Genomic DNA, 25,501 nt, shown 5'->3' with positions numbered 1-25,501 from the left:
CGAGACGGGGCCGGAAGGAGCACCTTCTCCCGGCCCCGCCCGTCCGCACCGTACGGCGAACGTCTGTGGGGGCGGCTACCGCTTGCCCGCCTTGCGGGCGGCCCGCAGCCACTCCTTGTTCATGCCCGTGATGGAGGTCAGCGGGATGCCCTTGGGGCAGGCGGTGGCACACTCGCCGGCGAGGGTGCAGCCGCCGAAGCCCTCCTCGTCCATCTGCGCCACCATGTCCAGCACCCGGGTCTCCCGCTCGGGGGCGCCCTGCGGCAGCACGTTCAGGTGGTTGATCTTGGCGGAGGTGAACAGCATCGCCGCGCCGTTGGGGCAGGCCGCCACGCAGGCGCCGCAGCCGATGCACTCGGCGTGCTCGAAGGCGAAGTCCGCGTCCGGCTTGGGCACCGGGGTGGCGTGCGCCTCGGGGGCGGCGCCGGTGGGGGCCGTGATGTAGCCGCCGGCCTGGATGATGCGGTCGAAGGCGGAGCGGTCGACCACCAGGTCCTTGATCACCGGGAAGGCCGCGGCCCGCCACGGCTCGATGTCGATGGTGTCGCCGTCCTTGAAGGACCGCATGTGCAGTTGGCAGGTGGTGGTGCGCTCGGGCCCGTGGGCGTCGCCGTTGATGACGAGTGAGCAGGCGCCGCAGATGCCCTCGCGGCAGTCGTGGTCGAAGGCGACCGGGTCCTCGCCCTTGAGGATGAGCTCCTCGTTGAGGGTGTCGAGCATCTCCAGGAAGGACATGTCCGGGGAGACGTCGTCCACCTCGTACGTGGACATGGCGCCGTCGGCGTCGGCGTTCTTCTGGCGCCAGACGCGCAGGGTGAGCTTCATGCGTAGCTCCGCTGGGTGGGGTGGACGTACTCGAAGACCAGGTCTTCCTTGTGCAGGACCGGGGCCTCGCCGGTCCCGGTGAACTCCCAGGCGGCCGCGTAGGAGAACTCGTCGTCCTTGCGGGCGGCCTCGCCGTCCGGCGTCTGGGACTCCTCGCGGAAGTGGCCGCCGCAGGACTCGGTGCGGTGCAGCGCGTCGAGGCACATCAGCTCGGCGAGCTCCAGGTAGTCGACGACGCGGTTGGCCTTCTCCAGCGACTGGTTGAACTCCTCGCCGGTGCCGGGCACCTTGAGGCGCCGCCAGAACTCCTCGCGGATCTGCGGGATGCGCTCCAGGGCCTTGCGGAGGCCGGAGTCGGTGCGGGCCATGCCGCAGAACTCCCACATCAGCTCGCCGATCTCGCGGTGGAAGGAGTCCGGGGTGCGGTCGCCGTCCACGGACAGCAGCCGCTCGATGCGCTGCTCGGTCTCCGTCAGTGCCTCCCGCACGGCGGGGTGGCCGTCGGTCACCTCGCCGAGCTTGGGGTTGCGGCCGAGGTAGTCGTTGAGGGTCGCCGGCAGCACGAAGTAGCCGTCGGCGAGGCCCTGCATCAGCGCGGACGCGCCGAGCCGGTTGGCGCCGTGGTCGGAGAAGTTGGCCTCGCCGATCGCGAACAGGCCGGGGATGGTGGTCTGGAGGTCGTAGTCGACCCACAGGCCGCCCATCGTGTAGTGCACGGCGGGGTAGATGCGCATCGGCACCTCGTACGGATCCTCGTCGGTGATCCGCTGGTACATGTCGAAGAGGTTGCCGTACTTGGCCTCGACGGCCTTGCGGCCCATGCGCCTGATGGCGTCGGCGAAGTCGAGGTAGACGCCCTGGCCGCCGGGACCGACGCCCCTGCCCTCGTCGCAGACGTTCTTCGCGGCGCGGGAGGCGATGTCACGGGGCACCAGGTTGCCGAAGGACGGGTAGATGCGCTCCAGGTAGTAGTCGCGCTCGTCCTCGGGGATCTGCGCGGGCGGCCGGGTGTCGCCCTTGGCCTTGGGCACCCAGATGCGGCCGTCGTTGCGCAGCGACTCGCTCATCAGCGTCAGCTTCGACTGGTGGTCGCCGGTGCGCGGGATGCACGTGGGGTGGATCTGGGTGAAGCAGGGGTTGGCGAAGTACGCCCCGCGCCGGTGCGCGCGCCAGATCGCGGTGGCGTTGGAGTTCATGGCGTTCGTCGACAGGTAGAAGACGTTGCCGTAGCCGCCGGACGCGAGGACGACGGCGTCCGCGAAGTACGTGGAGATCTTCCCGGTGATCAGGTCGCGGGCGACGATGCCGCGGGCCCGGCCGTCGATGACGATCAGGTCGAGCATCTCGGTGCGCGGGTGCATCTCCACGTTGCCGGCGGCGATCTGCCGGCTGAGCGCCTGGTAGGCGCCGAGGAGGAGCTGCTGGCCCGTCTGGCCGCGGGCGTAGAAGGTGCGGGAGACCTGGACGCCGCCGAAGGAGCGGGTGTCGAGCAGGCCTCCGTACTCGCGGGCGAAGGGCACGCCCTGCGCGACGCACTGGTCGATGATCTCGACGGAGATCTGCGCCAGGCGGTGCACGTTGGACTCGCGGGCGCGGAAGTCGCCGCCCTTGACGGTGTCGTAGAAGAGCCGGTGGATGGAGTCGCCGTCGTTGCGGTAGTTCTTCGCGGCGTTGATGCCGCCCTGCGCGGCGATGGAGTGGGCGCGGCGCGGGGAGTCCTGGTAGCAGAACTGGACGACGTGGTAGCCCTGTTCGGCGAGCGTGGCGCCGGCGGAGCCGCCCGCGAGGCCGGTGCCGACGACGATGACGGTGTGCTTGCGCCGGTTGGCGGGGTTGACCAGCTTGGCCTCGAAGCGGCGCGTGTCCCAGCGCTCGTGGATCGGTCCGGACGGGGCCTTGGTGTCGGCGACCGGGGCGCCGGTCGAGTAGTCGGTGTACGAGGTCATGGTCAGCTCACCACTCCGGTCATGACGCCCACGGGGACGGCGAGGAAGCCGGCCGTGAGCAGCAGCGCAAGGGCGTTGGCGGTGGTCTTCAGGGCGCGGTCGCGGGTGCGGCTGCCGGCGCCGAGGGTCTGGGCGGCGCTCCAGAAGCCGTGCCGGATGTGCAGGCCGACGGCCAGCATCGCGACGATGTAGATGGTGTTGCCGTACCAGGTGGAGAAGGTGTCCACGACGTTCTGGTAGGGCTTGCCGGACTCGAAGCCGCCGGAGTGGACGGTGCCGGTGGTCAGGTCGAGGATGTGCCAGACGATGAACAGGGCGAGGATGATCCCGCCCCAGCGCATGGTGCGCGTGGCGTAGCTCGCCCGGGCCTTCTTGTGCACGTACTTGGCCGGGCGCGCCTTGATGTCGCGGCGGCTGAGCTGGTACGCGGAGACGGCGTGCGCGACCACGGCGAGGACCAGCACCACGCGGACGGCCCACAGCGTCCACTCGTAGTGCATGAACGGTTCGCCGATCGTGCGCAGCCAGTGGGCGTAGTGGTTGAACTCCCCGGCCCCGAAGAAGATCTTCAGATTGCCGAGCATGTGGACGACCAGGTACAGCAGCATGATCAGGCCGCTGACCGCCATCACTGTCTTCTTGCCGACGGTCGAGTCCCACACGGTGCGTGCCATGGACGGCCGTCGGTCCGTCCGCGTTGCCAGAGCCATGTCACCAGACGCTAGGGCCGGAGGGCCCCATCGGTCCAAGACATGGTACGGCTGGATTCGATAGGGGACGTCTATCATGGCTGGATGCAGTTCCAGCAGCTCCAGTACTTCGTCGCGGTGGCCGAGACGCGGCACTTCACGCGCGCCGCCGAGCTGGTCCACGTCGCCCAGCCGTCCCTGTCGCAGCAGATCAAGGCGCTGGAGCGGGAGTTGGGCGCGGATCTGTTCCGGCGGGCGCGCGGCAACATCACGCTGACCGACGCGGGCGAGGCGCTGCTGCCGCTGGCCCGGCGGATCCTGGCGGACGCGGACACCGCGCGGCACGAGGTGCAGGAGGTGGCGCAGCTGCGCAGCGGCCGGGTGCGGCTCGGCGCGACCCCGAGCCTGTGCACGGGCCTGCTGCCGGACGTGCTGCGCGCCTTCCACGACCGCTATCCGGGCGTACGGCTGCTGATCGAGGAGGGCGGTTCGCACGACCTGGTGCGCGAGCTGGCGCGCGGTGCGCTGGACCTGGCCCTGGTGGTGCTGCCGCTGCCGACGCCCTCCCCCGCGCTGACCACGGTGGAGCTGCTGCGGGAGGACCTCGTGGTGGTGTCCTCGCCGGACGCCCCGCGTCCCGGCCGGGGGCGGCGCGCGGTGCGCATCGCCGATCTGGAGGGCGAGCGTCTGGTGATGTTCCGGCACGGCTACGACCTGCGGGAGCTGACCGTGGCCGCGTGCCGGGCGGAGGGGTTCGAGCCGGAGTTCGCGGTGGAGGGCGGGGAGATGGACGCGGTGCTGGGGTTCGTGCGGGCGGGCCTGGGCGTGGCGGTGGTGCCGCGGATGGTGGCAGCCCGCTCCGGTCACGGTCTGCGGGTCACCCCGCTGGCCCGCCCCGGCCTGCACCGCGCGATCGCGCTGGCCCACCGCAGCGACGTGGCGCCGCCCCGGGCGGCGCGGGAGCTGCAGGGGATGCTGCTGGAGCGGTGAGCGCCGCCCGCGCGGCCCCCGGTGTCAGAGGGTGGCGCGGACCGAGCCGACCCGCTTGCCGTGGCCCAGGACCGGCGCGGTGGCGAGGTCGCGGAGGGTGTCGTCGGCGTCCACGTCGACGCCGAGGCGGCGCAGCGCGGCGACCATCACCACGGGCCGGGCGCGCTGGGAGCCGTCGGCGATCTTCAGCGCGACCGCCGAGCCGTCCGGCAGACCGAGCGCGTAGACGCCCTCGGCGCCGTCCTTGGCCACGGCGCCCGGCAGGGCCCGCATCAGCCGGGTCACGTCCCGTCCGGTGCCGCCGACGTACTCGGGGTGTGTGCTCATCGCCTTCACGACGCGGTGTTCGAGAGTCCCCTCGGGCGCGGAGGCCAGACGCCCGAAGGCGCGCGCGAGGCCGCTCAGGCTGATCGCGAACAGCGGCGCGCCGCACCCGTCGACGCCCGTGGCCGTGACCTTCTCCCCCGCGAGCTCCTCCACCGTCTCGCGCAGCCGCACCTGGAGCGGGTGTTCCGGGTCGAGATAGGTGGCCGTGTCCCAGCCGCCTGCGACGCAGGTCGCGAGCATCGCGGCGTGCTTGCCGGAGCAGTTCATCGTCAGCGGGGCCGGTTCGCCGCCGCCGGCCAGATGGGCGCGCAGCGCTGCCTCGCCGATCGGCAGACCCGGCGTGCACCGCAAGGCGTCCGTCGTGAGCCCGGCCGACGCGAGGATCTCCCGTACGCCCTCCACATGGATGTCCTCGCCGGAGTGGCTGGCGCAGCTCAGCGCGAGGAGCCGGCCGTCCAGGTCGAGCCCGGCGCGCAGCATGCCGAGCGCCTGGAGGGGCTTGTTGGACGAACGCGGGTACATCGGGGCGTCGACGTCCCCGACCCGCACCTTCTCGGCCCCGTCGGGCCCGGTCGCCAGAACGGCCCCGTGATGCACGGACTCCAGGAACTCACCGCGCCGGACCTCGGCCACCACGCTGTACATACGGCCTTTCTCCCAACACACCCTCAGGGGCGCGGGGAACGGCGCGCCCAGCCCGAACGATCCCGCACAGGCTAGATCACCTCAGGCGGCACCGGCGTGCCCTGGTGGTAGTACAACCTCCACCCGGCCCCGTCCTCCCGCTCGCGCCACAGAGAACTCCGCCGCGCACGCCGCCCCTCGAAGCAGGTCTCGTACGTCAGGTGCACGACCCCGGGCGCCAGCAGCACGCCCCGGAAGTCGGACGGCTCGTACACCGAGCCACCCTCCGCGCTGCCCGGGTGGTCCGCCAGCTCCGCGACCATCACCTCGTACGTATAACGCCGCCCGGACGCGCCCACTTCGACGAACTCGGGATCCAGCAGGCGCGTCGTCCCGGCGCGGGAGGCCCGCACGGCCGGGTCCATCAGCCGCAGCTCCCCCTCGATCGCCGCCCGGACCGCCTCCGTCTCCTCGTCCGTCACGGTGCGCACCTCATCCCGTCGCGTCCACCAGCGCCAGCTCGTGCAGCCGCTCCGGCGGGCCCGGGCGGGCGTAGTACCAGCCCTGGGCCGTGTCGCAGCCGAGGATGCGCAGCTGCTCGGCCTGCGCCCCGGTCTCCACGCCCTCCACGGTGACCGCGAGGTCGAGGCTGTGGGCGAGCGAGACGATCCCCTCGACGATCTTGAGGTCGACCGGGTCGGCCGGGAACTGCTGCATGCTCTGCGTGAAGGAGCGGTCCAGCTTGAGGACGCTCACCGGGAGACGGCGCAGGTTGGCGAGGTTGGAGTAACCGGTGCCGAAGTCGTCGAGGGCGATGTCGACGCCCATCTCGGCGAGCCGGCGCAGCGGCTTGAGGAGGTCGTCGTCGGCGCCGATGAGGGCGGACTCGGTGACCTCCAGGCACAGCGCGTCGGGCGCGACGCCGGTGCGCTCCAGGATCTCGACGGTGTCCTGCACCAGGCCCGGGTGGGTGAGCTGGCAGGGCGAGAGGTTCACGTTGATGCGCAGCGGGCCCAGCGCGTCGCCGCCGTTGGCGTCGCGCCACTCGCGGGCCTGACGCACCGACTGCTCCAGCACCCAGCGGCCGAGCGGCACGATCAGTCCGGTGTGCTCGGCGAGCGGGATGAAGCGGTCCGGGGACAGCACGCCGTGCTGCGGGTGCAGCCAGCGCACCAGCGCCTCCGCGCCGCGGACGCTGCCGTCGCCGAGGTGCACCAGGGGCTGGTACTCGATGAAGAACTCGCCGCGGTCCAGGGCGGTGGGCAGCGCCGTGGTGAGGCCGTGCCGGGTGATGGCGCGGGCGTCGGCCTCCGGGTCGGCCAGCTCGAAGCGGTTGCCGCCGGCCGCCTTGGCCCGGTACATCGTGATGTCGGCGCTGCGCAGCACCTCCGCCGCGCTGCGCTCGCCGGCCGGGCCCTCGACGACGCCGATGCTGCCGCGGACGGTCAGCTCCCGGCCGTCGATGCTGATCGGGGCGAGCAGGGCGTTCATGATGCGGCCGGCCAGCTCGTCGACCGTGCGGCGGGTGTCGGGGCCTGTGGTGAGGGCGACGAATTCGTCGCCGCCGAGCCGGGCCACCATCTCGCCGGGCGCGGTGGCGCAGGACTGGAGCCGGTCGGCGACCTCGACGAGCAGCCGGTCGCCGGCCGCGTGCCCGAGGCTGTCGTTGACGGTCTTGAAGCCGTCCAGGTCGAGGTAGCACAGCCCGAACCGCTGGCCGGGTCCGGCCGCGAGGGCCTTCTCCAGGCGCTCGAAGAAGAAGGTGCGGTTGGGCAGCCCGGTGAGGGCGTCGTGCGTGGCCTCGTAGCGCAGCCGGAGGTTGAGCAGCCTCCGCTCGGTGGTGTCCTCCATGAGGGCCAGCTGGTACTGGGCTTCGCCGTCGGCGTCGCGCAGCAGGGAGACGGTCAGGTTGGTCCACAGGACCGTTCCGTCAGGGCGGTAGAAGGCCTTCTCGACGTGGTAGTGCTCGCGCTCGCCGTTCACCAGCTCCTCGTAGAGCCGCCAGGTCTGCGGGGCGTCGTCGGGATGCGTCCAGTCCCGGACGTTGCGGCCCAGCAGGGCCTGCTCGGTCAGGCCGAACATGCGGCTGAGGGCGCCGTTCACCTGGAGGACGTTGCCCTCGAGGTCGGCGATGCCGATTCCTATGGCCGCGCCTTCGAAGACCGCGCGGAACCGCGTCTCCGTGGCGTGCAGGGCCTGTGCGACGACGCCCTGCGCCTCCAGCGCGGCCTTGGCGATGGCCTCCTGCTCGGACAGCGTCCGCTCGCGCAGGGCCTGGGCGAAGCCGGCCGCCATGGCGTGCTGCAGGCGTGCGCTGCGCGTCCTGAGGGTCTCACGGTCGCCGTCGTCGCCGCAGTAGAGGACGAGGTAGGCGTCGACGCAGTCGAGGGTGCGGCTCAGCGCCTCGGGGTCCGTGCAGTGCGCCTCGACGAGCGCCACGCCGGCGTCCCGGCCCGCCTCCGCGTCGAAGGACCGGGCGCGCAGGGCCTCGCTCAGCCGCCGGGCGACCGGGAGCAGCCGCTCCTCGAACTCGGGGCGGGTGGCGGCGGTCGAGGTCACCGGGTACACGGCCCGGCTCCAGATCGTCGCGAACCGGCGCAGTCTGCCCTCCGGCCCGTCCGGCTCCGCGCTCACGCCGTACGCCCCACGCCCGCGAGACCGGAGAAGGCGTAGGGATCCTCGTCCTCCGGTACCGTGTCGGGACGCCATCGCGGCATCGGCACCAGTCCGGGTTCCACCATGTCGTACCCCTCGAAGAACCGCGCGATCTCGTCGCGCGTGCGCATGATCAGCGGGTTGCGCATGTCTCGGTACACGTCGACCGCCCCCTCGGCCCGCTCCGGCGGCAACGGGATCCCCTCGTACGTCGCATGGGTGAGCACCAGCATGCTCCCGGGCGCCAGGGCCTCGCGCAGTTCGGCCACCGCCCCGTACGGGTCGTCCGCTTCTTCCACGAAGTGAAGTATGGCAACGAGAAGCAGCGCGACCGGCCGATTCAGGTCGATCAGACGGCCGACTTCGTCACTGCCGAGAATTTCCTGGGGTTTGCGGAGGTCGGCCGCGAGGACGTCCGCGCGGTCGTTGCCCTCCAGGACCACTTTGCTGTGCGCGACCGCCACCGGGTCGTGGTCCACGTACATCACCCGGGCCTCGGGGTCGGCCGCCTGGGCCACCTCGTGCACGTTCCCGAACGTGGGGATCCCGGAGCCGATGTCGAGGAACTGGGTGACCCCCTCGGCGACGGCGAAGCGTACCGCCCGCCGCATGAACGCCCGGTTGGCCTGCATGACCTTGGGCAGTCCCGGCATGAACTCCATGGCCCTGCGGGCGGCTTCCCGGTCGACCTCGAAGTTGTGCGAACCGCCCAGGTAGTAGTCGTACATCCGGGAGACACTGGGCACCGTGACGTCGATGCTCCGCGGGGCCCAGGCGGGACGCTCCATGTATCTCTCCAAGGCGTAGGCGATCCGGTGTTCGAGCAGAGGCTACTGATCGCCCGCCAACAGGGCGACCCCAAACGGAAATTGACCATCCGTTCCCGGTCACTGCCTCTGGCACGTGCCTGATTTGCGACTGCACAGGATCGTTACGTGACGTGATCACGTCACTCCGGAGTGTTCCGGCGTGCGGGAGGAACGGGGGAAAACGGTCCGCCCCTCCGCGGATTCGCGGAGGGGCGGACTCGGGGCCGGCGGCGCCGGGGTCGGCACCCTGGGGAGGTCGTCACTTCTCCGGCGCGCCGACCGGCTTTCCGTCGGGCCGCACGGCGTACCAGGTGCCGCCCACGCCTTGACCGTTGGTGTCACCGGGGGCCTTGTCGCCGGCGAAGGTGTAGATGGGCCAGCAGTTGATCGTCTGCTGCTCGGCGCCGTCGGGCCGGGTGAAGGTCATGTACCCCTTCTTCTGGATGCCCTTGGTGTCGTCGAAGTCGACCGGCGAGACGATCGGCCACTTCTTCACGCAGTCGCCGGTGCAGTTCGAGACGGGCTCCGGCCACGCCTCGTCCTTCATGAAGCGGTAGACCGTCATGCCCTTCTCGTCGACCACGATCTCGCCGAGCTCGGGGTCCTCACGGGTCGACAGCCCGGGCAGATCGGCGGACTGCGCCTTCTTGCCCTCCGGGGTGAAGGCGAACCACTTGCCGCCCACGCCCTGGCCCTTGACGTCACCGGCGTTCACGTCCTTGACGTACCGGTACGCCGGCCAGCCGTCCACGGTGAGCTGCTTGGTGCCGTCGGCGCGGGTGATCTCGCCGAGCAGCGCCTTGTCGATGCCCTCGCCCGCCGAGGCGTCGTCCGCCGGCACCGGCGGCCAGGTCTTCGCGCAGTCCCCGTCGCAGTTGGACTTGGGCGGGTTCGCGGAATCCTGGTCGAACCGGTAGAGGGTCAGGCCCAGTTCGTCGGTCACCACCTTGCCGAGCTTGGCGTCGGTGGCCACGTTCAGCTGCCCCGCCGTGTTGGCCGGCTGGCTGGGGGCCGGGGAGGTCTGGCCCGCCTGCGCGCCGCTGCCGATGCCGCCGAGGTCGCCCGGCGCCGTGATCCCCACGTTCTGGCTGGAGGGCGGCTGGGTGTCCTGACCGCACGCCGTCGTCAGGGTCAGCACCGCCGCGGCGCTCACCACCAGTGAGGCGGTCCGCCAGGAGGTCTTCATCGTCAACTCCAGATGCTCGCAGAGGTGTCGCAGCGCTCCGCCGCGCCGCCGCTCGACGAGGGGTACGCACGGCGGCACAGGTTGTGTTCAACGGCGGCCCGTTTTTCTTTTCTTAACTCCTTCGTGGCATTCCCCTGGCTCTCGTGCGTGGCACGGCTTCGGACGACTCATGATCTTCGTCGTGCAAGCACTCGTACCGACCCAAACCCGTACCGCGGCGCGCGCGTTGGTCGTGGTCACGCTGCTCTGGGCGTTCGCCGGCGCGCCCGGCCAGGCTGCGGCGGACGCCTGCGCGTACGCCTCGACGGGCCCGGGCGGCACGGAGGCGGTGGCGGCCGCGGGCCACATCGACCGGTACGTCCCGCCCTGCTCCCCGCCTCCGCCACCCACCCCCACGCCGACACCGACGCCCACACCAACTCCTCCCCCACCGCCGCCCTCGCCGACGCCGGCCCCTCCGGGGCCGAAGCCCACGCCCATGCCCATGCCCACGCCCACGCCCACGCCCACCGTGCGGCCCGTCACGCCGCCCAAGGCGCGCCCCACCCCGACGCCTCCACCGCCGACGCCGACGGTCAGGCCGCGCCCGACGCTCCGTCCGGCACCGCCGCCCCCACCGCCACCGCCGTCCCCGGAGCCGTCCGCGACCCCGAGCCCCCGCCCGGCCCTGCGGACCGTCACCTACCCGCGCCACCGCGCGACCGAGGTGAAGCGGCCCGCCCGGAGCATCACGTCGCCGCTCGTCTTCGTCCTGCTCATCACCACCCCGGCGGTGGTCGCCGTGGCCGCCCTGCGCCCGCGCTGACGACCGCCCGCACCACCGATCGCCCCTCTCTTCCTGGAGGCACCTCTTGCCGGAATGGCTTGTTCTCACCCTCGCCATGCTCGCCGCCTGCGCCGTCGTGGTGATCATCACGCTTCTCAGGCACCGGAGGGCGGCCGAGGACGAGGACCCCAGCGAGACACCGGACGTCATCGAGTACATGACGATGTGGATCGGCGTGGTGTACGCCATCGTGCTGGGTCTCGCCATCGCCGGCGTCTGGGAGGGCCACAGCGCCGCCCAGGACGACGTCCGCGCCGAGGCGGTCGCCCTGCACGAGGTCTCCGAACGGGTACGGGTCTACCCCGCCGAGATCCGCGACCGGATCCGTGACGATGTCAACGCCTATGTCGGACACGTCGTCACCAGCGAGTGGAAGACCATGGCGGACGACGACCGGCTGACCGACGAGGGCGACGAACTGCTCGACCGGCTGCGCCGGGACGTGACCGACTACGAGCCGCGCACCGACTTCGAGGCGCAGGCCTACCAGCCGCTGGTGGACCAGGTGGCCGCCGCCGACCAGGCCCGCAGCGCCCGCGCGGAGTCGACCGGGGCGACCATCCCGGCGTGGTGTGGTTCGGCCTGGTCACGAGCGCCGTGGTCACCATCGGCATGATCTTCGCCCTGCAGATCCGGCGCACCCGCCGCGAACTGATCCTCGCCGGGCTGTTCTCGGCGCTCATCGCCTTCCTGCTGTTCCTCATCTGGGACTTCGACGCGCCCTACAGCAGGGGCCTCGCCGCGACGACGGAGCCGTTCCTGCGGCTGTTCCCGGAGGTCAAGAGCTAGGCAGTAAGCGCGGCGGCCGCCCCCGACCGCGGCGGTCGGGGGCGGCCGTCACACAGGGGCCTCACCGGTGTTCATCGCCGAACACCGAACTCCCCGGTCAGCGCGCCGCTTCCCGCCGGGTAGCCGCCCGTCGCCGCCCGGCGCGGACGGTGAAGCGCACCGTCACCTCCCGACCGGGGCGGACGGTGACGTCCTGGTGCTGCTCGGGCTCGCCGGCCACCGTCGGCACGGCGTGAGCCGGCCACCGTCAGCACGGCGTGAGCCGGCGACCGTCAGCACGACGTGAGGACGAGCGCGACAAGGCGGTGTACGACACGCTGATCCGCAGGACCCGGGCCACGGCGGAGCGCGGAGGCCACCCGCCGCGGGTGGATGTGAGCCCCGCGCGCGCGACCGCGCCCCGGACACCGTCAGGGTCCGGGGCGCGGACTTCGGGCACGTGCAGAACGGTGGGCCGAGGGGAACAGCGCCTCAGATCCGCTTCTCGGCGCGGCGGCGCATCCAGAAGAAGCCGCTGCCGACGACCGCGGCGGCCACCAGCGATCCTCCGATGGCCATGTCGGTGGGGGTCGCGCCGGTGGTGCTGCTGCCGCCGATGCCGCCGCGGACACCGCCGATGACGGTGAAGGCGGCCGGACGGGTCAGGGGGCGGCCGGAGCAGTGGACGGTGATGGAGTAGGAACCGGGACGGGCGTTCTCGTCGATGGTGGCGGTGCCCCTGGCCGTGTCGTCGCGGTTGTTGATCGGCGTCAGGTTGGTCCGCTCGAAGACCTCCGAGGTGGCGTGGCCACCGTGGGGGCAGCCGTCGACGGTGATGGTGAGCTGGCCGCCCCGGGCGATGACGCTGGGCTGGGCGGTGATGTTGGACGGGTTGGCGATCCGTCCGCCGTCGGCGACGGCCGCCGGGGCGGCGACCCCGAGGACGGCGACCGCCGCTCCGGCGGCCGCGAGGGCACGTGTGTTGCGCATGGTGATCCTCCGCGGGAGACGCCCCGGGTCCCGTCCCCGGTCCGATCGGCGAGAAAGCGCCTCCCGGAAAGACCCTCAGTTGCCCTGCGCCGCCGCGCATTTCGGGAATGGTCCGTACGGTTGAGGGCCACCCCCGCCCCTCCCGTGCGGGCGGGGCCATCACCGCAGGTCACGGACCGTCAGAAGATCTTCGTCTGGACCGCCTCGGATGGCGCACGCCGCCCGCCCGGGGGCCACCCGTTCGCCGCCGTCCCGTCGCCGGTGGCGCACCCTCCGCTTAGCGTTCACGTCATGCGCGAGTGACACGGCGACGGCCGTGTCGAGAGGGGAAGGCGAATGTCAGCTTTCGAGCCGGCCGAAGCCGAAGAGGAGGTGCGCCCGAGGAGGCGCGCCCCGTGGGGCGTGATAGCGCTGGTCCTGCTCACCGGCCTCGCGCTGCTCCGCAACGGCTCCGGGGAGTTCGACGTGGGCCCGCCGCAGCCGGCCGGTGCGGCCGCCGCGGACAGCGCGACCCCCGGCGCCGTCGTCGGCGCGCTGCCGCCGCTGCCGTACGCGGTGCCGGACCGGGTGCGGATTCCGGCCATCCAGGTGGACGCGCCGATCGTGCCGGTGGGTCTGGACGCGGAGGGCTGGGTGGACGCGCCGCCGCCCGAGGACCCGAACCTGGCGGGCTGGTTCACGGGCGCGGTCTCGCCGGGTGAGAAGGGCACGTCGGTCGTGGTCGGGCACGTGGACAACGCGCAGGGCCCGGCGGTGTTCTACGGTCTGGGCGCGCTGAAGAAGGGCAACCGGGTCGAGATCGCCCGCAAGGACGGGAAGACCGCCGTGTTCGAGGTCTACGGCGTGGAGGTCTTCGCGAAGAACGACTTCCCCGGCGACCGGGTCTACGCGTCCAAGGGGACGGCCGAACTGCGGGTCATCACCTGCGGCGGCGGCTTCACCCAGCAGGACGGCTACGACGGCAACGTGGTCGCCTTCGCCCGCCTGGCCGAGGTCGTCTGAGCCGCTCGCCGAGCCGCCCCCGCCCGCAGCACGGGCGGGGGCGGCTCGGCCGTTCTCAGACGTACTCGCGGCGGGGGACGGTGACGTGGTAGCCGGAGTCCAGCAGGTGGGGCAGGTAGGAGCGCAGGGCCTTCACGCTCTGCGAGCGGTCGCCCCCGGCGTCGTGGGAGAGCACCACGACGCCGGGGGCGGCGCCGTCCTCGACCCGGCCGACGATGGTGCGGGTGCCGGGTTCGGTCCAGTCGAGGGTGTCGAGGGTCCAGGCGAGCGGCTCCATGCCGAGTTCGGCGCCGAGTTCGAAGGCGGCGCGGTTCCAGGCGCCGTAGGGGGCGCGGAACCATTCGGGGCGGGCGCCGTAGTGCTTCTCGACGACGTCGCTGGTGCGTTCCATCTCGGAGCGGATGGTGCGGCGGCGGAGCTTCGTCAGCAGCGGGTGCGACCAGGTGTGGTTGCCGACGACGTGCCCCTCGTCGGCCATGCGGGCCAGCAGGTCGGGGTTGTACTCGGCCATCTCGCCGCACACGAAGAACATCGCGCGCACCTCGTACCGGGCCAGGGTGTCGAGGATGCGGGGGGTGTAGCGGGGGTCGGGCCCGTCGTCGAAGGTGAGCACGACCGTGCGGCCGTTCTCCGGGACCTTCAGCAGCGGCTCCTCGCGCACCAGGGTCCTGCCGGGCGCGGTGCGCGGGGGGCCGTAGCCGGTCAGGGGCCGCAGCCGGTACTCGGAGGGCCTGAGCGGGCGGCGGGCCGGGGGCGCTCCGGCGGCGGGCGGGGAGGCGGTCGCGCCCCGGTTCCCGGCCCCCGGCGCGAGCGCCGCGGCGATGCCTGCCGCGCCCAGCGTGGCGGCACCGGCGAGCAACGCCCGGCGCCGGGTGAGCAATTGATCCTTCTGCATGACTCATGAGTCGCCCCGCGGGGGTCCGGCACAGCGCCGCGACACCGGTGCGGCGGCACCATTTCACCTGATCGGCGCAGCATACGGCGGAGTTTCCCGGGGACCTCGCGGTGTCCGGGCGGGCGGCGCTCCGATAGCCTCGCGGTCGTGACGGAACAGCAGTCCCATCGGTTCGAGCGGGGCACGGACGGCCCGAAGGTGATCGTGGCCGGCGTGGACGGCTCCGACTCGTCGCTGCGCGCGGCGGCGTACGCCGCGGGTCTGGCGCGGCGTCAGGGCGCGCTGCTCGCCATCGTGTACGTGCAGCCGGTGCTGGCGGCCGGGGCGGCGCTCGGCGCGCCGGTGGCGGACACGACGGAGGAGATAGCGCAGGATCTCGCGGCGCAGATCCGGGAGTCGATGGAGCGGATCAAGGGGATCTTCGACATCCGCTGGGAGTTCCACACCTTCCGGGGCGACCCGTACAACGGCCTGGTGAAGGCGGCGGACGACCTCACGGCGGACGCGGTGGTCGTGGGCGCGTCCGAGCAGGCGGGGCACCGGTTCGTGGGGTCGGTTGCGGTGCGGCTGGTGAAGGCGGGGCGCTGGCCGGTGACGGTGGTGCCGTAGTCCGGTGAAGGCGGGCCCCGCGGCTCGCGTGGTGTCTTCCGTCGGCATCGCCCCGGGGGGATCATGAGCCCTCGTCAGCCGCTTGCCGAACGCGAAGAGGTGAGGCGCATGGCCGGGCTCCGGACGGGCGAGGGGATTCTCCGCCGCAAACCGATCGAGCACATCGAGGAGACGGAGGTCGGCCGGGGTCCCCGGCTGGAGCGCACCCTGGGCCTCTGGCAGCTCACCGCGATCGGCGTGGGCGGCATCATCGGCGCGGGCATCTTCACGCTCGCGGGGACGGTCGCGAACGGCACGGCGGGGCCCGCGGTGCTGTTGTCGTTCCTGATCGCGGGCGTGGCGAGCGCGGCGGCGGCGCTGTCGTACGCGGAGTTCGCGGGGATGATCCCGAAGGCGGGATCGGCCTACACGTACGGGTACGCGGTGCTGGGCGAGCTGGCGGGCTGGTTCATCGGCTGGGACCTGCTGCTGGAGTACACGGCGATCGTCGCGGTGGTCGGCATCGGCATCTCCGGCTACTTCGGCTTCCTGGTCAACGAGATGGGCGCCGACCTTCCGGCCTGGATGCTGGGCGCGCCCGGCACCGGGGACGGGCACCGGGTGGATCTGTTCGCGGCGCTGCTGTGTCTGCTGATCGCGGCGCTGCTGAACCTGGGCATCAAGAACGCGGCGCGGTTCGAGACGGTCGTCGTGGTGCTGAAGGTACTGGTCGTGCTGCTGGTGATCGGCGTCGGCGTGTTCCACATCCGGGCGGAGCACTACGAGCCGTTCTTCCCGTTCGGCGTCGGCGGGGCGTTCACGGGTGCGGCGACGGTGTTCTTCGCGGTGTTCGGCTACGACGCCATGTCGACGGCGGCGGAGGAGTCCAAGGACGCGCAGCGGCACATGCCGAAGGCGATCATCTACTCGCTGATCATCTCGATGGTGCTGTACGTGGCGGCGTGTCTGGTGCTGACGGGCATGCAGGACTACAAGGACATCGACCCGGAGAGCGGCTTCTCCACGGCGTTCAAGTCGGTGGGGCTGAGCGGTCTCGCGGACGTGATCGCGGTGGGCGCCATCATCGGCATCCTCACGGTGATGTTCACGTTCATGCTGGGCGTGACCCGGGTGTGGTTCGCGATGTCCCGGGACGGGCTGCTGCCCCGCTGGTTCGCGAAGACGCACCCGAAGCGGCATGTGCCGACGCGCGTCACCTGGATCGTGGGGGTGGCGTCGGCCGCCATCGCCGGGTTCCTGCCGATCGGCGAGGCGGCGGAGCTGACGAACATCGGCATCCTGCTGGCGTTCGTGGTGGTGTGCACGGCGGTGATCGTGCTGCGCTACCGGCAGCCGGAGCTGCCGCGCTCCTTCCGCACCCCGTGGATGCCGGTGGTGCCCGCGGTGGGCGTGGCCTTCTCGCTCTGGCTGATCACGTTCCTGCAGTGGCAGACCTGGGCACGGTTCGCGGTGTGGTTCGCCATCGGTCTGGTCGTCTATTTCGGCTACTCCTACCGGCGTTCGGCGCTGGCGCGGGCGGGCCGGGATTAGGGCCTGTCCGGCGGATCGGGTCGGGGGAAAGGAGCGGCGCCTTGCAACCCAGGTGAGCGGGGTCTGGTGCGTCGAGCCGCAAGGCGGAGGAGGGAGCCGGCGCGAGGGGGGTCCCTCCCGCGCGAGCGAAGCCGGGCCCCGGAGTGCCCGTCCCAGGAGGAAGCCCCCTGCACCACCCCCGAACCGGAAGTCCCGCGATTGAACTCGGGGCAGTCCGGCAGCACCATGGACAGGTGGGCAGGCGAAATCTCGTACGCAGGGGAGTTGCGCTCGCGGCTGGGTCTCTGTTGCTGCTGGTCGGGGTCGCGCTCCTGGTTCTGCCCGGCCCGGGACTGCTGCTCGTCCTCGCAGGGTTGCTGGTCCTCGCTGACCAGTTTCCTGCCGTGGCTCGCTACGTCGACCCCGTACGTCGGCGTGCGATGAGAGCGGCCAGGGAAAGCGTCTCCACTCCGCTGAGGATCACCGGTTCCTGCCTCGCAGCAGCAGCCTTGCTGGCAGCAGGTCTGTTCTGGGGAATCATGCCTGCCCTGCCCTTCGGCGGCTGGCCCACGGGCGCCGGGCTCATCCTGTCGGGTGTCGTCCTCGTCGCCCTGCTGGTGTACAGCTATCGCACGACCCGCGCCGGCGCCGGCGACGGCACCTGACAAGGGGCGGCCACGGCGCTTCCCAGGAAGTCGAGCAGGACGCCGATGAACGCGTCGGGGCGTTCGATGGCCGAGTAGTGGCCGGTGCCCTCGATGGTCGCCGTACGGCCGTCGGGGACGGCGCCGGCCAGGCGCTCGGCGGCGGCGTGCAGATCGGCCGGCTCGAGGGAGCCGTTGACGGCGAGCAGCGGGACGTGGATCTCGCCGACGCGGTCGAAGGAGCCGGTCACCGGCACCAGCCAGTCCTTCTCGCCCGCGCTGTGCTTGGAGAGCGTGTGCAGGGCCGGCTCTCGGACGCGGCGCAGGATCTCCGGGTCGATGTCGTCGGCCGAGCGGCCGGGGCCCGGCACGAGCCGCAGGAAGGCGTCGAGCCAGGTGGTCACGTCCCCGGTGGCGAGCGCCCGGGCGATCGTCTCCTGGAGTTCCTGGTGCCAGGGGTCGGTGGAGCGGAAGTCGCCGGTCACGGCCCCCGCGGTGACCACCGCGCGGACGAGGCCGGGGTGTTCGAGCACGGTGTCGGTGGCGATCACGCCGCCCATGGAGAGGCCGACGAGGACGGCGGGTCCGGCGTCGAGGTGGCGCAGCAGCGCGGCCAGGTCGTCGGCCCAGCGGAAGGGCGCGGTGGCGTTGGCGGAGAAGCCGTGGCCGCGGGTGTCGGGGGCGACCACCCGGTACCGCTCGGCGAGGACGGGCACGTGGTCGTCCCAGATCCGGTGGTCGACGAAGCCGGAGTGGAGCAGGACGACGAGGTCGCCGGAGCCGGTGTCGCGGTAGGCGAGGTCACCGTCGGCGGACGGAAAGGTACGGAGGTCCGAAGCACCAGTCATGACAACCAAGGTGTCATGTCGGGGGCACTTTGACAACTGGGATGTCATGATGGGCGGGTGACGGACCACGAGACCCCCCTCCCGCCGGACGAGCTCGGCCGGCGCCTCACCGAGGTGTACGACCTGGTCGGCCCGCTGTACCGGCGCGCCCAGCGCAGCGTCGAACGCGGCCTGACGGACGGTGAACTGTCCCTCGGCGTGCGCGCCGTGCTGACGCTGCTGCACCGCAACGGGCCGATGACGGTGCCGCAGATGGGCAGGGCGCAGGCGATCAGCCGCCAGTTCGTGCAGCGCATGGTGAACGAGGCGGCGGAGCAGGGGCTGGTGGAGAGCATCCCCAACCCGGCCCATCGCCGCTCGTCTCTCATCCGCCCGACGGAGAAGGGCGCGGCGGCCATCGGCGAGGTGCTGCGCCGGGAGCACGCGCTGCTGCGGGAGACCGGCGGCGGCCTGACGGACGCCGAGGTGACGGCGTGTCTGCGCGTGCTGGGCGAGCTGCTCAAGGCGCTGGACCACGTCGACGACGACTGACGCGCGCGGCCGGTGCGGCCAGCCCGGCCGTTCGAGATGCTCCCTTCAACGACGTGGGGCCCATGGTGGGGAACCCGTCCGAAAGGGTGATCGAGATGTCCGCGACGTCTCCCCGGTGGGCCGCCACCACACCGCCACGACCTGGTGGGTGCCGTCCGCCTGGGCGGTGGGCGGCGTCCTGGTGGGGGCGCTCGCCGCCCGGTTCCGCCGTGGACGCCGACCCCGGTCGGGGCAACCCGCCCCCGCGGCCCAGGGGTGACGTCCCTCAGCCCTCCCCGCCCGCCATCACCAGCCCGTCCTTCGCCGCGCCCCTGCTGAGCACCACGTCGCGGATGCGGTCGCGGACGGCGTGCAGTTCCGCGCCCTGGGCGAGGGCCGCGTTGACGTCGACGACCCGGCCGGCGTCGATGTCGTACAGCTGGGGCACGAACTCGGCGCGGGTGACCTCCCAGCGGGCGCCGGGGCGGGACGGCGGGGAGAAGGTGAAGCGGGCGACCGTGGACTGGTTGCCGCGCGGGTCGTGCGCGCCGTCGTGGTTGGTCATCTCGCCGGCGATCTGGTCACCCATCCCGTAGACCACCCAGGTGCCGTTGACCTTCTCGTACGCCTGCGGGACATGGGCGTGGGTGCCGAGGATCAGGTCGACGTCCGGGCGGTTCCCGCTCTTCGAGGCGGTGAGGGAACGGGCGAGGGAGAGCTGCAGGTCGTCGGGCGCGTCCTGCCACTCGGTGCCCCAGTGCAGGGAGACCACCACGACGTCCGCCCCGGCCTTGCGGGCGGCCCGGGCGTCGTCGACGATCCGCCGCTCGTCGGTCAGGTTCACGGCCCAGGGCCGGTCCGGGGGCAGCGGGATGCCGTTGGTGTCGAAGGTGTAGGCGAGGTGCGCGACCCGGGCGCCGCCCGCGTCCAGCAAGGCCGGTGCGGCGGCCTCCCGCGCGGAGCGTGCCGAGCCGGCGTGGCGCAGGCCCGCCCGGTCCAGGGCGTCGAGGGTGCGGCGGATGCCTTCCTCGCCGTCGTCCAGGGAGTGGTTGGAGGCGGTGGAGCAGCCGTCGTAACCGGTGGCGGCGAGTCCGGCGGCCACCTCGGGCGGCGACCTGAAGAGGGGGTAGCCGCTGTAGTCGCCGTCCGCGCCGTAGACCGTCTCCATGTGACACAGCGCCAGGTCCGCTTCGGCGACGACGGGGCGGATGCCGGAAAGCATCGGCCGGAAGTCGTAACCGGCGCCGCCCGCGTCGAACGCGGCCTGCTCGATGACGGAGGTGTGGGGCAGGACGTCGCCCGAGGCGACCAGGGTGAAACCGCGGTGGGCCGTCGCCGAGGGGGCCGGACGCCCCTGCGCCGGCGGTGTGTGGTCGCGGGCCTGGCAGGCGGCGCCCGCGGCGAGGACGGCCGTCAGGACGAGGGCCAGCTGTCTGCTGCGTGCGATCATCACGTCACCCCGCTGTGGTCGTATTTATGGATGAACAGGTAAAATGCCACATCGCTGCGGGTGGTGCTCCGACACGCTCTTTAGGCCGTCCGGCGTGCGAGAACGGCCGTCACGACCGTTCGTCGAACCGTTCGTCGACGCGATCGACCGTCCGTCGCACACTCCTGTGCACGCCCTGTCCCCCGGCGGCGGGGTGCGTTGCCATACGGCCATGACGGCCGGAACGACACTCACGAACGGGACCACCGCCGAGCACGAGCTCGCCGCACTCCAGCGGGAGCACGGCCGGCCCCTCTTCGCGCTGCTGCTCCGGCTCTGCGACGGGGACCGGCAGCGCGCGGAGGACCTGGTCCAGGAGACGCTGGTACGCGCCTGGCAGCACCCCGAGGCCCTGCGCGCCGAGAACTTCGACTCCGTACGCCCCTGGCTGCTGACCGTGGCGCGACGGCTCGCCATCGACGCTCGCCGGGCCCGGCAGGCGCGGCCCGCCGAGGTCGGCGACGCCGTGCTGGAGAACGCCCGGGTGATCAGCGACCACGCGGAACGCGCCGCCGCGACGCTCGACGTCCGGGAGGCTGTGAAGACTCTCACTCCCGAGCACCGTGAGGTCCTGGTGCTCGTGTACTTCCAGGGGGCGAGTGTGGCGGAAGCCGCGGCAGCCCTCGGAATCCCGCCCGGTACGGTGAAGTCCCGCGCGTACTACGCGCTGCGCGCCCTGCGCCGGGTGCTTCCGGGCTACGCCTCCGACATGCGGTGAAACCAACCGTCGGGTCAAACCTCCGTAAAGCGCCTTGCCGTGGAACCCGGTTGGGGATCGGCTGTCCTCATCCGTGTTCCGGACCGGGATCCGGGCTCGGGCGACGCGCACGCACCGGAGGAGGCAGGAAGGGATGCTGCACAGAGGTCGAGAGAGCACGGGCGGCGACGGCGAACCCGTCGTCCCCATGGCCTGGTTCTACGCCGAGTACATCGCGGACGAGCTGCTGCGCACCGGCGACCTCATGCCGCCGACGTCCGTGGAGTTCCGGGCCGGCCGGGACGCGCTGGCGCTGACCGTCTTCCTGTCCGACACCGACGGTGAGCTGTCCGGCATCCGGGTCATCACCCAGCTGGAGACCTGGCTGTCGCTGACCGCCTACGACCAGCCGTGGCAGGAGTGGGTGCAGGATCGGCTGGACGACCTGGCCGCGGACGCCGCCGCCTCCGGCACGGGCGGCCCCGGCCCGGACCTGGAGCTGGCCGTGGAGGCCTGGCGGTGGCTGCGGGAGACGGAGCTGCTGGCCCCGGACCTGAACGCGGTGCCGGGCGGCGCGGCGGCCGGCGAGGACGAGGGACCGAAGGTGTGGACGCCGGCGTGGCAGCTCGGACTGCCGCTCGGGCACCTCGCCATCCACCTGTTCTAGATACCGTTCCGGCCAGTTCCGAGGTCCGCGGAAAATCCGACCAATCCGCGGGCCCGAGGTCTCCGAATCCTTAGGTCACGATTCGGTGCGCCGCTGAGTCATCCGGCTGCCTGGTGCGTACCGGTGGGAGCAAGGAGTGACCCCACCCGCACCCAAAGGCACGAGGATTCGGCATGCAGTCCCTGGAGAGGCATCGCGACGTCGGCGCCTACGCGCTCGGCGTGCTGGACGAGGCGGAGGCGTTCCGCTTCGAGGACCACCTCATGGAATGCCCCAGCTGTGCCGTCCAGGTGACCGAGTTCGGCCCCGCGACACGCCAGTTGATGCTCTACCGCAGCGCCACCCCGCGCACCGTGCATCCGACGGCGCAGCCCTCGCCGCGGATGCTGGACCGTCTGGTCGCCCAGGTGTCCGCCCGGCGGCGCGTCGGACGGCGCCGGATGCTGCTGGCGCTGGCCGCGTCCGTGGTGCTGGCGGTGTCCGCCCCGGCGGTGACGGTCGTGGCGCGGGGCGACGACGGGCCGCGCCCGCTGACCGTGGAGGCGACCGACGAGCGGTCCGGGGTGTGGGCCGAGGTGCGGATCGAGGACCGCGACTGGGGCAGCAGCGTGGAGCTGCGGGTGAAGGACGCGGCGGGACCGCGCGACTGCGTCCTGGTGGGGATCGGCCGCGACGGCTCCGAGAACGTCATGACGAACTGGGCCGTGCCCCGGCACGACGCCCGCCCCAACACCGTCCCGGGCGGCTCGGCGATGCGCTCCGACCAGTTCGAGCGGTACGAGGTGCGCTCGATGGAGGGCGAGACGCTGGTGGTGCTGCGGCCGCGCTGACACGCCCGCCGCGAGGGCTCATTTCAGCAGCCGGGACAGCCTCCGGTCGGCCAGCGGCTTGCCGCCCGTCTGGCAGGTGGGGCAGTACTGCAGCGAGGAGTCGCTGAACGACACCTCCCGGATGGTGTCCCCGCACACCGGGCAGGGCTCGCCGGTGCGGCCGTGCACCCGCAGGCCGGTCTTCTTCTCCGCCTTCAGCCGCCCGGCCGCCAGCCCGCGTGAGCGTTCCACGGCCCCGGTGAGGGTGGTGCGCAGCGCCTCGTACAGCCGGGCCGTCTCCTCCGGGGTGAGCGAGGAGGCCAGCTTGAACGGGGACATGCGGGCGGCGTGCAGGATCTCGTCGCTGTAGGCGTTGCCGACGCCCGCGATCAGGCTCTGGTCGCGCAGGGCGCCCTTGAGCCGGCGGCGCTCCCCGGAGAGCAGCTCCGCCAGGCGCGCCTCGTCGAAGTCGTCGGCCAGCGGGTCGGGACCGAGCCGCGCGATGCCCGGGACCTCCGCCGGGTCCGCCACCACGTACACGGCGAGCCGTTTCTGGGTGCCGGCCTCCGTGAGGTCGAACCCGGCTCCCGTCTCCAGGGCGACGCGCAGCGCCAGCGGGCCCTTGCCGGGGCGCGGCACGCCGCTGGGCAGCGGGTCCTTCCAGTGCAGCCAGCCCGCGCGCGCCAGATGGGTGACGAGGTGCGGGCCGCCGTCCGTGGCCAGCGCGAGGAACTTGCCGTACCGCCGCACGGCGGTGACCTCGCGGCCCTCGACGGCGGTGAGCGGCGGGTCGTAGGTTTTCAGGACGCTGATCGCCACGGGCAGCGCCCGGACGATCTCGTGGCCGGTCAGGTGCTCGGTGAGGAAGTCCTTGAGCGCCTCGACCTCGGGGAGTTCCGGCATGCGACAAGGGTGCCACCGGCGGCGGGTGTTCTCAGCCCGTGCCGGGCTTCTGGCCCGTGGCCGGTTCCGGGTCCTTCTCGACCACGAACTCGCTCCACACGCACTTGCCGCCGCCGCGCGCCTCCACGCCCCACAGGTCGGTGAGCGTCTCCACCAGCAGCAGGCCCCGGCCGGAGACTCCGCCCTCCCCGGCCTCCCGGCGGCGGGGCAGGGCGCTGGAGGAGTCCTCGACCTCGACGCGCAGCCGCCGCTCGGCGCCGTCGAGCACCCGGAGGGTGACCTCGGCGGACCCCTCGGTGTGCATCAGCACGTTGGTGATCATCTCGTCGGCGACCAGTTCGATCTCGTCGGCCCGGTCCCGGGCGCCCCACGCGGCGGCCGCGGTGCGGATCATGCGCCGGGTGTCGGACAGCGCCTCCGGGTCGCCGGGCGGCACCAGCTGCTTGAGCCGGCCGCCGGAGCGGGGGCCCTCCGGTTCGCGGCGGCGCAGCAGGAGCAGCGCCACGTCGTCGTCGCCGCCGCGCTCGTCGGCCACGTCGATCAGCCGGTCGGCCAGGTCCCGTACGCCGTCGGGGCCGACGGCGATCAGCGCGGCGAGGGTCTCCACGCCGTCGTCGAGGTCCGCGCCGGGCTGCTCGACCAGGCCGTCGGTGCACAGCACCAGCGTCTCCCCCGGCTCCAGCTCGATCCGCCCCACCGGGTAGTCGAGGCCGCCGAACTCGGCGGACAGGCCGAGCGGCAGCCCGCCCGGCACGGGGACCCGGCGGCAGGAGCCGTCGGCGCGCCGCACCATCGGGTCGATGTGGCCCGCGCGGACCGCCTGGATGACGCCGGTGGACAGGTCGACCTCGGCGTAGAGGCAGGTCGCGGAGCGGTCGGTGTCGAGTTCGTGCAGGAAGACGGAGGCGCGGGCCATGACGGTGGAGGGCGTGTGGCCCTCGGCGGCGTAGGCGCGCAGCACGATGCGGAGCTGGCCCATGACGGCGGCGGCGTGCGTGTCGTGGCCCTGGACGTCGCCGATGACGGCGCCGACCCGGCTGCCGCCCGCGGTGCCGCCGGGCAGCGGGATCAGGTCGTACCAGTCGCCGCCGATGTCCCGGCCGAAGGCGCCGCCGAAGGTGGCGGCGCGGTAGCGGACCGCGAGGTCGGCGCCGGGCACGCTGGGAATGGTGCGGGGCAGCATGGCCTGCTGGAGCCCCTGCGCGAGGTCCATCTCCTGCTCGTAGAACATCGCCCGCTGCAGGCTCTGGGAGATGCTGCTGCCGAGCGCCACCAGGATGTTGCGCTCCTCGGCGGTGAAGCCGCGCCGGTCGCTGTAGAGCAGGCCCATCGCGCCGATCGGCCGGGCCTGCACGATGAGCGGCAGATAGGCGGCCGAGGTGATGTTCAGCCCGGTGATGCCCCGCCACAGCTCGGGGTAGCGCTCGGCGAACTCCTCCGGGGACTCGATGAAGCGGGGGCTGAGGGTGCGGACCGCCTCGCTCATCGGGTACCGCTCGTCGATCCCGGTGAGTTCGGTGCCGGGCACGAAGCTGCCCGCGGGGCCTTCCGCGATGAGCCGGATGCGGCCGGCCTCGACCAGTCCCATCACCAGGCTGGTCGCGCCCAGATGGGTGAGGCCGTGGGTGTCCTTGAGGACGTCGATGACGTCCTGCACGGTCCGGGCGTGGGCGAGCGCGGCGGTGGTCAGCTGGACCACGTTGGTCTGCTGGCGGCGGAGGTCCTCCTGGAGGGCCTGGTCGCGCCGGTCGCCGCTCTCGCGCAGTTCCTGGGTGGCGTCGCGGACGATGCCGATGATCCGGTGCGGCCGGCCGTCCTTGTCCCGCCGGATGTAGCCCTGGGTGTGGGTCCAGCGCAGGGAGCCGTCGCGGCAGCGGATGCGGAAGTAGGCGCCGTAGTTCTCCTGGCCGGAGTTGAGGGCGCGGGCCACCACGGCGTCCAGCCGCCGCGCCTCCGCGGGCGGGACGCGGACGGCGAGGGTCTCCGGCCGGTCGTCGTACTCGTCGGGGCGCACGTCGAAGATCTCGTGCGCCCGGGCGTCCATCTGCATCACCCCGGCGTCCAGGTCCCAGTCGAAACTGCCCATGCGGTTGAGCGCCAGGATCGGATCCGGGTGTTCCGGCCAGTCGTCCGGGAGTGACACGGGGCTCGCTCCCCGATCAGCCATGGGGCCACCTTGCCAGGAATCGGGTGATTCTTCGACCGCTGGGTCACCTGGGGACACGGGTATCCCGGGGCGCCGGGTGGTACACGGGTAGTCACAGGGAGTAGGGCGACACACGGA

At 72.4% G+C, this 25,501-nt stretch carries 24 protein-coding genes and 1 pseudogene; 11 read left to right on the top strand and 14 right to left on the bottom strand.

Annotated features, from left to right (window positions below):
- Window positions 1–75: 75 nt before the first annotated feature.
- Genes ACQY0Z_RS28695 through ACQY0Z_RS28685 form a run of 3 tightly spaced genes read right to left on the bottom strand, consistent with a single transcriptional unit; the run spans window position 76 to window position 3,445 of the window.
- Window positions 76–825: a succinate dehydrogenase/fumarate reductase iron-sulfur subunit gene (locus tag ACQY0Z_RS28695; protein WP_189900436.1), complete on the bottom strand. Its 750-nt coding sequence runs from the start codon at window positions 823–825 to the stop codon at window positions 76–78.
- Window positions 822–2,771, bottom strand: a complete 1,950-nt coding sequence (locus ACQY0Z_RS28690; protein WP_254587348.1) for a fumarate reductase/succinate dehydrogenase flavoprotein subunit — start codon at window positions 2,769–2,771, stop codon at window positions 822–824. The genes ACQY0Z_RS28695 and ACQY0Z_RS28690 overlap by 4 nt, the downstream gene beginning before the upstream one ends.
- 2 nt (window positions 2,772–2,773) lie before the next feature.
- Entirely contained in the window at window positions 2,774–3,445 is a 672-nt protein-coding gene (locus tag ACQY0Z_RS28685) for a succinate dehydrogenase (RefSeq protein ID WP_189900440.1), read from the bottom strand.
- Window positions 3,446–3,565: 120 nt separating this feature from the next.
- Here ACQY0Z_RS28685 and ACQY0Z_RS28680 point away from each other — a divergent pair, with 120 nt between their 5' ends.
- A complete protein-coding gene (locus ACQY0Z_RS28680) occupies window positions 3,566–4,450 on the top strand; it encodes a LysR substrate-binding domain-containing protein (RefSeq protein ID WP_189900442.1) in 885 nt (294 codons plus the stop codon).
- A 24-nt stretch (window positions 4,451–4,474) separates the two neighbouring features.
- Here ACQY0Z_RS28680 and ACQY0Z_RS28675 read toward each other — a convergent pair whose 3' ends face one another.
- From ACQY0Z_RS28675 to ACQY0Z_RS28655, 5 genes are all read right to left on the bottom strand, one after another.
- The gene (locus tag ACQY0Z_RS28675) at window positions 4,475–5,422 is read right to left on the bottom strand and encodes an asparaginase (protein ID WP_189900443.1); all 948 of its coding nucleotides are present in this window, start codon (window positions 5,420–5,422) and stop codon (window positions 4,475–4,477) included.
- 71 nt (window positions 5,423–5,493) lie between these two features.
- Window positions 5,494–5,883 (bottom strand): nuclear transport factor 2 family protein, encoded by a 390-nt coding sequence (locus tag ACQY0Z_RS28670; protein WP_254587347.1) that lies wholly within the window; start codon window positions 5,881–5,883, stop codon window positions 5,494–5,496.
- A 10-nt stretch (window positions 5,884–5,893) separates the two neighbouring features.
- A complete protein-coding gene (locus tag ACQY0Z_RS28665) occupies window positions 5,894–8,035 on the bottom strand; it encodes a putative bifunctional diguanylate cyclase/phosphodiesterase (RefSeq protein WP_439813042.1) in 2,142 nt (713 codons plus the stop codon).
- Window positions 8,032–8,844, bottom strand: coding sequence for an SAM-dependent methyltransferase (locus tag ACQY0Z_RS28660; RefSeq protein ID WP_254587345.1), 813 nt, complete (start codon window positions 8,842–8,844; stop codon window positions 8,032–8,034). The genes ACQY0Z_RS28665 and ACQY0Z_RS28660 overlap by 4 nt, the downstream gene beginning before the upstream one ends.
- A gap of 280 nt (window positions 8,845–9,124) precedes the next feature.
- Window positions 9,125–10,051 carry an SCO0930 family lipoprotein gene (locus ACQY0Z_RS28655; RefSeq protein ID WP_189900512.1) on the bottom strand — a complete coding sequence of 309 codons (927 nt, stop codon included), beginning with the start codon at window positions 10,049–10,051 and terminating at the stop codon, window positions 9,125–9,127.
- Window positions 10,052–10,535: 484 nt separating this feature from the next.
- Between ACQY0Z_RS28655 and ACQY0Z_RS28650 the strand changes: the two genes are divergently transcribed.
- Window positions 10,536–10,856: a hypothetical protein gene (locus ACQY0Z_RS28650; protein WP_439813041.1), complete on the top strand. Its 321-nt coding sequence runs from the start codon at window positions 10,536–10,538 to the stop codon at window positions 10,854–10,856.
- A gap of 46 nt (window positions 10,857–10,902) precedes the next feature.
- A pseudogene (locus ACQY0Z_RS28645) lies at window positions 10,903–11,666 on the top strand (DUF4239 domain-containing protein).
- 471 nt (window positions 11,667–12,137) lie between these two features.
- On the opposite strand, the gene ACQY0Z_RS28640 reads toward ACQY0Z_RS28645, so the two are convergent.
- Window positions 12,138–12,635 carry a hypothetical protein gene (locus tag ACQY0Z_RS28640; RefSeq protein WP_189900446.1) on the bottom strand — a complete coding sequence of 166 codons (498 nt, stop codon included), beginning with the start codon at window positions 12,633–12,635 and terminating at the stop codon, window positions 12,138–12,140.
- 336 nt (window positions 12,636–12,971) lie between these two features.
- Here ACQY0Z_RS28640 and ACQY0Z_RS28635 point away from each other — a divergent pair, with 336 nt between their 5' ends.
- Entirely contained in the window at window positions 12,972–13,637 is a 666-nt protein-coding gene (locus tag ACQY0Z_RS28635; protein WP_189900448.1) for a class F sortase, read from the top strand.
- Window positions 13,638–13,692: 55 nt separating this feature from the next.
- On the opposite strand, the gene ACQY0Z_RS28630 is transcribed toward ACQY0Z_RS28635, so the two are convergent.
- Window positions 13,693–14,532 carry a polysaccharide deacetylase family protein gene (locus tag ACQY0Z_RS28630; protein ID WP_347225226.1) on the bottom strand — a complete coding sequence of 280 codons (840 nt, stop codon included), beginning with the start codon at window positions 14,530–14,532 and terminating at the stop codon, window positions 13,693–13,695.
- A 147-nt stretch (window positions 14,533–14,679) separates the two neighbouring features.
- Here ACQY0Z_RS28630 and ACQY0Z_RS28625 point away from each other — a divergent pair, with 147 nt between their 5' ends.
- From ACQY0Z_RS28625 to ACQY0Z_RS28615, 3 genes are all read left to right on the top strand, one after another.
- A complete protein-coding gene (locus ACQY0Z_RS28625) occupies window positions 14,680–15,141 on the top strand; it encodes a universal stress protein (RefSeq protein ID WP_189900451.1) in 462 nt (153 codons plus the stop codon).
- Window positions 15,142–15,249: 108 nt separating this feature from the next.
- Window positions 15,250–16,671 (top strand): amino acid permease, encoded by a 1,422-nt coding sequence (locus ACQY0Z_RS28620; RefSeq protein WP_254588657.1) that lies wholly within the window; start codon window positions 15,250–15,252, stop codon window positions 16,669–16,671.
- 233 nt (window positions 16,672–16,904) lie between these two features.
- Window positions 16,905–17,315, top strand: a complete 411-nt coding sequence (locus ACQY0Z_RS28615) for a PGPGW domain-containing protein (RefSeq protein ID WP_189900455.1) — start codon at window positions 16,905–16,907, stop codon at window positions 17,313–17,315.
- On the opposite strand, the gene ACQY0Z_RS28610 is transcribed toward ACQY0Z_RS28615, so the two are convergent.
- Window positions 17,276–18,142: an alpha/beta fold hydrolase gene (locus ACQY0Z_RS28610; protein ID WP_254588658.1), complete on the bottom strand. Its 867-nt coding sequence runs from the start codon at window positions 18,140–18,142 to the stop codon at window positions 17,276–17,278. The genes ACQY0Z_RS28615 and ACQY0Z_RS28610 overlap by 40 nt on opposite strands.
- A 57-nt stretch (window positions 18,143–18,199) precedes the next feature.
- On the opposite strand from ACQY0Z_RS28610, the gene ACQY0Z_RS28605 reads away from it, so the two are divergent.
- The gene (locus ACQY0Z_RS28605) at window positions 18,200–18,673 is read left to right on the top strand and encodes a MarR family winged helix-turn-helix transcriptional regulator (RefSeq protein ID WP_254588659.1); all 474 of its coding nucleotides are present in this window, start codon (window positions 18,200–18,202) and stop codon (window positions 18,671–18,673) included.
- A 265-nt stretch (window positions 18,674–18,938) separates the two neighbouring features.
- Here ACQY0Z_RS28605 and ACQY0Z_RS28600 read toward each other — a convergent pair whose 3' ends face one another.
- On the bottom strand, window positions 18,939–20,102 hold the full coding sequence (locus ACQY0Z_RS28600) for a CapA family protein (protein ID WP_439813040.1): 1,164 nt from the start codon (window positions 20,100–20,102) through the stop codon (window positions 18,939–18,941).
- Window positions 20,103–20,313: 211 nt separating this feature from the next.
- On the opposite strand from ACQY0Z_RS28600, the gene ACQY0Z_RS28595 reads away from it, so the two are divergent.
- From ACQY0Z_RS28595 to ACQY0Z_RS28585, 3 genes are all read left to right on the top strand, one after another.
- Window positions 20,314–20,859: a sigma-70 family RNA polymerase sigma factor gene (locus tag ACQY0Z_RS28595; RefSeq protein ID WP_189900462.1), complete on the top strand. Its 546-nt coding sequence runs from the start codon at window positions 20,314–20,316 to the stop codon at window positions 20,857–20,859.
- A gap of 133 nt (window positions 20,860–20,992) precedes the next feature.
- The gene (locus tag ACQY0Z_RS28590; protein WP_189900464.1) at window positions 20,993–21,505 is read left to right on the top strand and encodes a hypothetical protein; all 513 of its coding nucleotides are present in this window, start codon (window positions 20,993–20,995) and stop codon (window positions 21,503–21,505) included.
- A gap of 173 nt (window positions 21,506–21,678) precedes the next feature.
- Window positions 21,679–22,335, top strand: a complete 657-nt coding sequence (locus ACQY0Z_RS28585) for a zf-HC2 domain-containing protein (protein ID WP_347225230.1) — start codon at window positions 21,679–21,681, stop codon at window positions 22,333–22,335.
- 18 nt (window positions 22,336–22,353) lie between these two features.
- Here the strand turns inward: ACQY0Z_RS28585 and ACQY0Z_RS28580 are convergent, their stop codons facing one another.
- Both ACQY0Z_RS28580 and ACQY0Z_RS28575 read right to left on the bottom strand, forming a co-directional pair.
- Complete coding sequence (locus ACQY0Z_RS28580) at window positions 22,354–23,217, bottom strand: Fpg/Nei family DNA glycosylase (protein WP_254587498.1); 864 nt, start codon at window positions 23,215–23,217, stop codon at window positions 22,354–22,356.
- A 31-nt stretch (window positions 23,218–23,248) separates the two neighbouring features.
- Window positions 23,249–25,384, bottom strand: a complete 2,136-nt coding sequence (locus tag ACQY0Z_RS28575; RefSeq protein ID WP_254587497.1) for a SpoIIE family protein phosphatase — start codon at window positions 25,382–25,384, stop codon at window positions 23,249–23,251.
- Window positions 25,385–25,501: the final 117 nt, after the last annotated feature.

The organism is Streptomyces sp. P9-2, assembly GCF_051903975.1.
GTDB lineage: Bacteria > Actinomycetota > Actinomycetes > Streptomycetales > Streptomycetaceae > Streptomyces > Streptomyces cellulosae.
Note: the sequence above shows the minus strand (reverse complement) of the source record. Positions and strands in the feature narration are given on the sequence as shown.

What these genes read in the sequence shown, in the direction of transcription:
- ACQY0Z_RS28695 (WP_189900436.1), bottom strand. Translation starts at nt 825, where the DNA reads ATGAAGCTCACCCTGCGCGTCTGGCGCCAGAAGAACGCCGACGCCGAC.
- ACQY0Z_RS28690 (WP_254587348.1), bottom strand. Translation starts at nt 2,771, where the DNA reads ATGACCTCGTACACCGACTACTCGACCGGCGCCCCGGTCGCCGACACC.
- ACQY0Z_RS28685 (WP_189900440.1), bottom strand. Translation starts at nt 3,445, where the DNA reads ATGGCACGCACCGTGTGGGACTCGACCGTCGGCAAGAAGACAGTGATG.
- ACQY0Z_RS28680 (WP_189900442.1), top strand. Translation starts at nt 3,566, where the DNA reads ATGCAGTTCCAGCAGCTCCAGTACTTCGTCGCGGTGGCCGAGACGCGG.
- ACQY0Z_RS28675 (WP_189900443.1), bottom strand. Translation starts at nt 5,422, where the DNA reads ATGTACAGCGTGGTGGCCGAGGTCCGGCGCGGTGAGTTCCTGGAGTCC.
- ACQY0Z_RS28660 (WP_254587345.1), bottom strand. Translation starts at nt 8,844, where the DNA reads ATGGAGCGTCCCGCCTGGGCCCCGCGGAGCATCGACGTCACGGTGCCC.
- ACQY0Z_RS28655 (WP_189900512.1), bottom strand. Translation starts at nt 10,051, where the DNA reads ATGAAGACCTCCTGGCGGACCGCCTCACTGGTGGTGAGCGCCGCGGCG.
- ACQY0Z_RS28650 (WP_439813041.1), top strand. Translation starts at nt 10,536, where the DNA reads ATGCCCACGCCCACGCCCACGCCCACCGTGCGGCCCGTCACGCCGCCC.
- ACQY0Z_RS28640 (WP_189900446.1), bottom strand. Translation starts at nt 12,635, where the DNA reads ATGCGCAACACACGTGCCCTCGCGGCCGCCGGAGCGGCGGTCGCCGTC.
- ACQY0Z_RS28635 (WP_189900448.1), top strand. Translation starts at nt 12,972, where the DNA reads ATGTCAGCTTTCGAGCCGGCCGAAGCCGAAGAGGAGGTGCGCCCGAGG.
- ACQY0Z_RS28630 (WP_347225226.1), bottom strand. Translation starts at nt 14,532, where the DNA reads ATGCAGAAGGATCAATTGCTCACCCGGCGCCGGGCGTTGCTCGCCGGT.
- ACQY0Z_RS28620 (WP_254588657.1), top strand. Translation starts at nt 15,250, where the DNA reads ATGGCCGGGCTCCGGACGGGCGAGGGGATTCTCCGCCGCAAACCGATC.
- ACQY0Z_RS28610 (WP_254588658.1), bottom strand. Translation starts at nt 18,142, where the DNA reads ATGACTGGTGCTTCGGACCTCCGTACCTTTCCGTCCGCCGACGGTGAC.
- ACQY0Z_RS28600 (WP_439813040.1), bottom strand. Translation starts at nt 20,102, where the DNA reads ATGATCGCACGCAGCAGACAGCTGGCCCTCGTCCTGACGGCCGTCCTC.
- ACQY0Z_RS28595 (WP_189900462.1), top strand. Translation starts at nt 20,314, where the DNA reads ATGACGGCCGGAACGACACTCACGAACGGGACCACCGCCGAGCACGAG.
- ACQY0Z_RS28590 (WP_189900464.1), top strand. Translation starts at nt 20,993, where the DNA reads ATGCTGCACAGAGGTCGAGAGAGCACGGGCGGCGACGGCGAACCCGTC.
- ACQY0Z_RS28585 (WP_347225230.1), top strand. Translation starts at nt 21,679, where the DNA reads ATGCAGTCCCTGGAGAGGCATCGCGACGTCGGCGCCTACGCGCTCGGC.
- ACQY0Z_RS28580 (WP_254587498.1), bottom strand. Translation starts at nt 23,217, where the DNA reads ATGCCGGAACTCCCCGAGGTCGAGGCGCTCAAGGACTTCCTCACCGAG.
- ACQY0Z_RS28575 (WP_254587497.1), bottom strand. Translation starts at nt 25,384, where the DNA reads ATGGCTGATCGGGGAGCGAGCCCCGTGTCACTCCCGGACGACTGGCCG.